This window comes from Elstera litoralis, from assembly GCF_000963705.1.
Classification (GTDB): domain Bacteria; phylum Pseudomonadota; class Alphaproteobacteria; order Elsterales; family Elsteraceae; genus Elstera; species Elstera litoralis.
In genome coordinates this window covers 1-7,019 of sequence record NZ_LAJY01000317.1, presented here as the reverse complement: position 1 = coordinate 7,019, position 7,019 = coordinate 1, and the positions used below count along the sequence as shown (strand labels likewise).

Annotated in this window: 7 protein-coding genes; 3 read left to right on the top strand and 4 right to left on the bottom strand. The window is 62.8% G+C overall.

Annotated features, from left to right (window positions below; translation table 11 throughout):
• From VZ95_RS12560 to VZ95_RS12550, 3 genes are all read right to left on the bottom strand, one after another.
• A partial coding sequence (locus VZ95_RS12560; protein ID WP_408606085.1) for a DUF1501 domain-containing protein occupies nt 1-456 on the bottom strand: 456 nt, incomplete at its 3' end.
• Complete coding sequence (locus VZ95_RS12555; RefSeq protein WP_045776149.1) at nt 456-635, bottom strand: hypothetical protein; 180 nt, start codon at nt 633-635, stop codon at nt 456-458. The genes VZ95_RS12555 and VZ95_RS12560, both read right to left, overlap by 1 nt.
• 70 nt (nt 636-705) lie before the next feature.
• Nucleotides 706-1,932, bottom strand: a complete 1,227-nt coding sequence (locus tag VZ95_RS12550) for a DUF1800 domain-containing protein (protein ID WP_045776150.1) — start codon at nt 1,930-1,932, stop codon at nt 706-708.
• 232 nt (nt 1,933-2,164) lie between these two features.
• On the opposite strand from VZ95_RS12550, the gene VZ95_RS12545 reads away from it, so the two are divergent.
• A complete protein-coding gene (locus VZ95_RS12545; protein WP_156995274.1) occupies nt 2,165-2,716 on the top strand; it encodes a hypothetical protein in 552 nt (183 codons plus the stop codon).
• Nucleotides 2,717-2,779: 63 nt separating this feature from the next.
• The gene (locus VZ95_RS12540) at nt 2,780-3,565 is read left to right on the top strand and encodes a substrate-binding periplasmic protein (protein WP_045776147.1); all 786 of its coding nucleotides are present in this window, start codon (nt 2,780-2,782) and stop codon (nt 3,563-3,565) included.
• 43 nt (nt 3,566-3,608) lie between these two features.
• Here the strand turns inward: VZ95_RS12540 and VZ95_RS12535 are convergent, their stop codons facing one another.
• Nucleotides 3,609-4,985: a malonyl-CoA decarboxylase gene (locus VZ95_RS12535; RefSeq protein ID WP_198148271.1), complete on the bottom strand. Its 1,377-nt coding sequence runs from the start codon at nt 4,983-4,985 to the stop codon at nt 3,609-3,611.
• A gap of 275 nt (nt 4,986-5,260) precedes the next feature.
• Here VZ95_RS12535 and VZ95_RS12530 point away from each other — a divergent pair, with 275 nt between their 5' ends.
• Nucleotides 5,261-6,640, top strand: a complete 1,380-nt coding sequence (locus tag VZ95_RS12530; RefSeq protein ID WP_045776145.1) for a hypothetical protein — start codon at nt 5,261-5,263, stop codon at nt 6,638-6,640.
• Nucleotides 6,641-7,019: the final 379 nt, after the last annotated feature.

Below are 7,019 nucleotides of genomic sequence, written 5' to 3'. Positions count from 1 at the left end.
GGGGCGCGGCCGGGCGAGCAGCGCGCGGGTGATCCAGCCGCTTGTCAGCACCCGGTCGGCATCCGAGGCGGTATCCCAAATATCGATGGAGCGAAAATGCGAACGGTCCGGCTGTGGGTAGCCGACGCCGAGCAGCACGGCCAGATCGCCCGCGCTCCAGAGGTCCATCGCCGGTTTCAGGGCGGGGTGCAGGGCAAGATCGCGCCCAACGGGGAGGGCCTCGGCCTCCGATAGCGCGAGCGTGGGCCGGAGTTTGCGGTAGAGCGGGTCGCTGATTGGCGCGACGGTATTCAGCCCGTCGTTGCCGCCCTGGAACTCGACCAGCAGCAGCGTATCGGCTTTGCCGGCGGCGGTTTTCGTCGGCACCCCGCCGGGCACGACCGCACAGCCGCTGGGCAGCAGCAGGGCACCGCCCGCGAGGGCCGAGAGGCGGAGAAACTGGCGACGGGGCAGCATTATTTCACCTCATAGGCGGGGTCGAGCAGCAGTTCCAGCAGCCGATCCGGCGGGGTCGAGCGCGTCGGCGGCTGCACCGGGGCTTCGGCCATGATAGACTTTTGCAGCAGGGTTTCATCGGTCAAAAACAGCGGGTTTTTCGCGTAGAAATCCCCCAGGCTCACCGCCCGGCCCTGCATCGCGCCTGCCGAGGCGCGCGCATTCGCCTGAGTGAGCCCCGCGAGGCGCGCATATTGGGCGGCGATCCCGTCAGGCTGGCGGTTGGCGGGTTCGGGCGGCTCGCCATAGGCCAGACGGGTGAGAACGGCGCGGCGTTTTGAGCAGCGAGTCGGTGCTGATCCAGTCCATCCCGCCGGGCCAGCCGCGCACGTTGGGCGGATCGAGCAAATCTTGCCCGAGCAGCCGCGTTTCGATGGCGAGCCAGCGCGCATCCTTCACCGGCATGCCGAAGCGGCGCACGGTGCCCGCCACTAGATCGACCGGGGATTTTACCAAGCGGCCGTGGGCGTCGGGCGACCAGAAGGCGTCGCTGAGCAGTATCGCGCGCACGAGCGGGCGCAATTCATAGCCGCTGTCGTAGAAACTTTTGGCGAGGGTTTCGATTTGGGCGGGGTCGGGCGTGGGGGAGATGAGGGCAAGCCAGAGTTTCTCGGTCACAAAACGGGCGGTGGCGCGCTGTTTCAGCAGCACCTCGATCACGCCCTTAAGGTCGGTCACGCTCTCGCCCAGCACCTGCTTAGGGCCGGGAACGGCGGTTGCCGGAATGAAGGTTGGGCGCAGATCGCCCGCGTTCAGCCGCCAGCCGACCATTGTTTTGGCCGCCTCTTTAATGTCCTGCTCGCTATAATTGCCGGTGCCGAGCGTATAAAGCTCCAGCAATTCGCGGGCGAAATTTTCGTTCGGCTTATTTTTGCGGCTGCTGGGAACGTCGAGATAGCGGAACATCGCGCCGTCCTCGCCGATGCCGCGCAGCAGATCGGCGAAGTTGCGCGTACCTTGGTCGCGGAACAGGCTCACCTGCCGCCACATTAAATCCGGCACACGGACTTTTTCGAAGGCCGAGGTGAAATGCCCGTGCCAGATCAGCGCCAGACGCTCGCGCAAGGGCGACGCCCCGCCGATCATTTCCGTCAGCCACCAACCGCGCATCGCCAGCGCTTCGCCTTGCCGGGCGAGGGCGAAGGCGCGGCGCTCTTCAGGCGGTTTATCGCTGATGGCGCGGTAGGCCACCGCATCCGGGCGCTCGCCCGTCAGGAAATCCGGGTTCGGCGTTAGCGTCGGCGCGTCCAATTCACCCAAGAGCTTTTCGACCGCCTTAGTGCGCGATAGCGGCTTATAGAACTCGATATCCCCCGGCGTCGCCCCAAAACCGGCGCGGTCGAGCAGATGGCGGGTTTCCTCCGGCGCGAGGGCCTGAGTGGCTGGGGCGGCGAGGCTTACCGCCACAAGCCAGAAAGCTAAAAAAGAAACGCGCATGCTTCGGCTCCGGTCGGCAGAGGATAGCTATTATTGGACCGCACTACCCGATCTATCCCCCGGTAGGTCTACCAGGGTCCGAAGAAAGCTTGACAGAATAAGAACAAAAAGTGAATATAAGGCGGTGGCAGCGGCTGGGAGGATTCTCCCGGCCTTTTTTTTGGGCCTCAGAATCCGGTCGTCGTTTCGCGTTGCCTAGGGTGAAGCCCCTTCGCTGAAACGGAGCCTGCGAATGCCCAAACCTATCCGAAAGCGCGATCCTCTCGTTCTCAATTCTCTCGTTCTCGATCCTGGACGCCCAACCCCCGAACGTCGCCGCCGGTCCGAGGCGATGCCGCTGCCGAAAGAGCTCGAAGCGGAAAAAAACCCGCCCGTTCGCCTCACGCAGGATGCGCTCGACCGTTACCTTGCGCGCGGCGAGCTAACCGGGCGCTGTGCCGAAGCAGCAGTGCGGGCGCGCGCCCTTTTCGAACGCCTCCACCGGCAGCCCGATTTGATCGGCGCGTATGGCGGGCGTCTACACACCGCGTCCTGCCGAGGCAATGCCGCCCCGCATGGCCCGGCGGAGGGGGTTCACCGGGCGGCGCAATCCTGGCAAAGCCTCGCGCAGCGGCTGGGGCCGATTTTGAGTGCGATCTTGACGGCGGTTATCTGCGAGGGGGGCAGCGCGCGCGACTGGGCCGTGCGGGGGCAGCGGCATCCGGCCAGCGGTATCGAAATATTAAGAATCGCCTTGCATGCTTGTGCCGATCACTGGGGGCTGCCGAGCGATGCCGTGTCATAAAGACTCGCCAAGCCTTCAAAAGTGCGTTCAATAGAAGAAATTCTACTAATGGAGGGTTTATAAATGTTCAAGATGCTTCAAGATGGTAAAAAGCAACTAAAAACCCATCTATCTTTTGCGATTGTTGGCGCGGCCTTGGCGGTATCGGCCTCAGCCGTCGCTGCTGATCCGGTGAAAATGTACGCCAATGATGCCGTTCCGCCGAAAGCGTGGCGCGAAGGCACCCAAACCCAAGGCTATGTGATCGACGCAACGCGCGAGGCGTTTCGCCGGGCCGGGGTGGAACTTCAGCTCGAAGCCGCTCCCTTCAAGCGCGCCTACACGCAGGCTGAAGCGGGCGAGGGTTGGTTGACGGGCATTTTCAAAACCCCGGATCGGGAAAAGATTTTCCTCTACAGCGAGCCGGTGGGCGTGGATGAGGTGATTCTCGTCGTTGCCAAGGGCCATGAGTTTCCCTTCGAAAAAGCTGAGGATTTGAAGGGCAAGCGCATCGGCTTTCAGGACGGCGCGAGCTACGGCACCTTCTTCATCGAAACCCAAAAGCATTTTCAGGGCGATGCCGACTCGAACCCCCGTCAGCGCCTGCAAAAACTGCTGGCCGGGCGGCTCGATGCCGCCATCATCAACCCCGGCGAAGCGGCGCTTGCCTATCAGATGAAGGCGCTCGGCGAGCCGATGGAGAAGGTCGTCGTCCTGGCCAAGCGGATCGCGGTCGAGCCGAACTACATCATCGTCGCGCGCAGTCAGGAGGCGGCGGCAGCGCCAATTCTGGTAAAGGTCAACGAGGCACTCAAAGCGATGGCAGTTGATGGTGCGTTAGAGAAAATCATGGACACCTATCGCCGTTAGACCAAACTCTTGAACGCCAGCCCTGGTTGCGGCTTAGCAATGCCTAAGAGGCGGGTGGCACGGTCAAATCGCGCAGCCGCTCGGTGAGGCTGCGGCGGGGCGGGTTTCGCCATTTTTGCACGGCTGTGGCGGCGACGACCTCGCCTTGGGTGGCGAAAGCTTCGTGGTTTCGCTCGATATCGTCGGGGCGGTAGAGGTAATTGACCATCAGGCCGTGCGCCTGTTTCAGCCCCTTGGGCGAGAGATCGCCGAAGGGGTTCAAGCGCTCCAGCCGCGCGCCATTGCCGAGGTGGAAGCGCGCCACGGCATCGACGGGGCGGTTGCGCTTATCCTTGGCGTCGAGAAAATAGGCCGCCGCCGCGTGCAGAAGCGCGGGTTCGAGCCCCTTGCGCTGGTCGGTATCGGTCAGCCAATCGGGCGTATCAAGGCCGGTCAGGCTGGCGTGATCTTCCGGCGGAAGCAACTCGTTCCGGTCATGCCGCGCGCGCTTCAGCCAGGCGGCGAAGCCCGGTGCTGGCGAGAGCGTGACGAACTGGGTGAGGCGCGGCAGCTCGCGGCTTAGGGTTTCCACCACATGCTTGATAAGGAAATTCCCGAAGGAAATCCCCTTCAACCCCGCCTGACAGTTGGAGATGGAGTAGAAGACGGCGGTGGTTGCCTCCGCCGCCCGAATCGGCACCCGATCTTCGGCCAGCATTGGGGCGATGGCGTCCGGCATGCCGCGTGTTAGCGCGACTTCCACGAAAATCAGCGGCTCATCGACAAGCTGGGGGTGGAAGAAGCCGAAGCAGCGCCGATCCTCCGGCTCCAAGCGGCGGCGCAAATCGGCCCAATCGTGGATTTCATGGACCGCCTCATAGCGGATGATTTTTTCCAGGATATTGGCGGGAGTCGTCCAGTCGATAGCGCGCAGCACGAGAAACCCCCGATTGAACCAAGAGGTGAAAAGATGCGCCAGATCCTCGTCCAGCGCGGCGAGATCGCCCTTGGCATCGGTCTGCACCAGCAGCGTTTCGCGCAGGCGCACGAGGGCAGCCGTGCCGCCAGGGGCGAGATTGAGGCGGCGCAACAGCTCCTGCCGCCGGGGTTCGGTGGCGGCGTGCAGCTTGGCGGCCAGCAGGGGGGAGGGGCTTTCCTGATAACTTCTGATCGCCCGCTCCAGGCGCTTTGCGTCCGGCCCGAACTGGCTGGCGAGCCCGCGCAGGAAGGGGGCGCGCTCGGTTTCCGGCAGCGCCTGCCAGCCTGTCACAATCTCATGGGCGAGGCGCACGCCGGAAGCCTCCCCCCGGCTGGACAGCAAGGCTTCGCAGAGGTCGAGCAGTTGGGGAGGGGAGGGGGGAACGGCGCGCGTCGGGCCAATCAGGGCGCGCCCGCGCTCGGCAATAGTCTGCATCAGATCGCCTAGAAAACTGCCCGTCATGATCGCCGTGCGCCCCCCGCATCGCTTTCTGTCTTTCCGTTAGTTTGACAGCGGATAGGGGCAAGACAAGGGCAAATTCCGCACATCGGTGGCGGGCATTTTTGGCAGGAGCCCTCTGAGTGTTCGCTTTTTGTTCTTGAACTTAGAGAATCGCTGAGGCAGACTGATTTTCGACAGTGAGCCTTTCCGCTTCCCGTCGATGATCGAATTCCCTCAACCCCCGCCGGTGCCTCCCGGCGGGGGTTTTTTCGTGCTTTTTAGAGTAGGAGACCGGCATGACCCGTGCGCGTCGCCCGTCCGACAGTCCGCCTGATGCTTTGGTGTTTCGGGCCGATCCGGTCGGTTTCGTCCAGCAGCGGCTCGGCGAGACGCTCTGGTCGCGCCAGCGCGCGATTGCCGAAGCCGTGCGCGATTATCGCCGGGTAGCGGTGCCCTCCTGCCATGATGCGGGCAAAAGCTTCCTCGCTAGCCGTCTTGCCGCCTGGTGGATCGCCACGGGTGCGCCGGGGGAAAGCTTCGTCGTCACCTCGGCCCCGACCAATGCCCAGGTGAAGGCGATTCTGTGGCGCGAGATCAAGCGCGCCCACCGCATCGGCAAACTGCCCGGCACGATCAATCGCACCGAATGGCTGATCGACGGGGAGTTGGTCGGCTATGGCCGCAAGCCGAATGATTGGGACATGACCGGCTTCCAAGGCATTCACGCCGCGCGCGTGCTGGTGATTTTCGATGAGGCATCGGGCGTACCCCAGGCGCTGTGGGACGCCGCCGAAACGCTGATTACCAATGAGGCGTCGCGCCTGCTCGCCATCGGCAATCCAGACGATCCCGCCGGGCCATTTGCCCGCGCCTGTGCCCCCGGCGGCGGCTTCGAGACGCTTCCCATCGATGCCTTCGCCACGCCGAACTTATCGGGCGAAGATGTTCCGGAAGTCTTGCGCCCGCTGCTGGTCAGCGCGCTATGGGTCGAGGAAATGCGCCTGCGCTGGGGAGAGGAATCGCCGCTGTGGCAAGCCAAAGTGCGCGGCCGTTTCCCCGATATTGCCGACGACCGGCTGCTCTCGCCCGCACTCTTACAGGCGAGTGTCGATGCCAGGATCGATTCGGGGGCACCGATTGTTCTTGGCGTCGATATTGCTCGCTTCGGGCGGGATGAAACCGTTCTTGTGCTGCGCCGGGGCGATTGCGCCGAAATTCACGGGGTATTTCGCAAGCAAGACACGATGGCCACCGTCGGCCAGATCATCGAAGCTTGGCGCAGCACGGGGGCAGTGGCGGTGCAGGTCGATGATGCCGGGGTCGGCGGCGGCGTTACCGACCGTCTGCGCGAACAGGGCGTGCCGGTGGTGCCGATTCTCGTCGGGCGGCCCGCGCAGGAAAGCGAACGCTTCCTGAATTTGCGCGCCGAACTCTATTGGATCTTGCGCGAACGCGCCGCCGAAGGCCGCCTGTCCTTGCCGAACGACGCGCTGCTGCTGCGCCAACTGGGCGAAATCCGCTACCGCTACGATAGCCGGGGCCGGTTGAAACTGGAGAGCAAGGACGATCTCAAAAAACGCGGCCAGGCGAGCCCGGATCGGGCCGACGCGCTGGCCCTGGCGTTCGCGCCGCTGCCGGTAGCGCCAACGGCCCCGCGCGTTCGATTTTTGCAGTAGGCGGCGACCTTTTTCCAAAATTATGCTTCAAATATATATGAATTTGATAACGAAAATTTTACGTCTCAAGAATAACTTCTTTTTAAGAGCGCGGCATCGCGGAAGAGAACGAAAATGGGTGTAACTATGAATGTAATCACGAAAAGAATTTCAACTTTTTTTGATGGGAGCCTCGGTTCTCTTCAGTTTTTCTGTCCAGGCCGATACAATACGTCTCTTAGGGTTTGATGCATCACCGATGTCGAGTGTTGCGGAGGGCAAGAAGCTTTCCGGCGCAGGTTATGATTTTGTCGCCGATTTATTCAAGGCCGCCAATATCCCCTTCACCCCGGAAGGCTTGCCGATTAGCCGCGTGTTTCCGGCGCTCGACGAAGGTAAT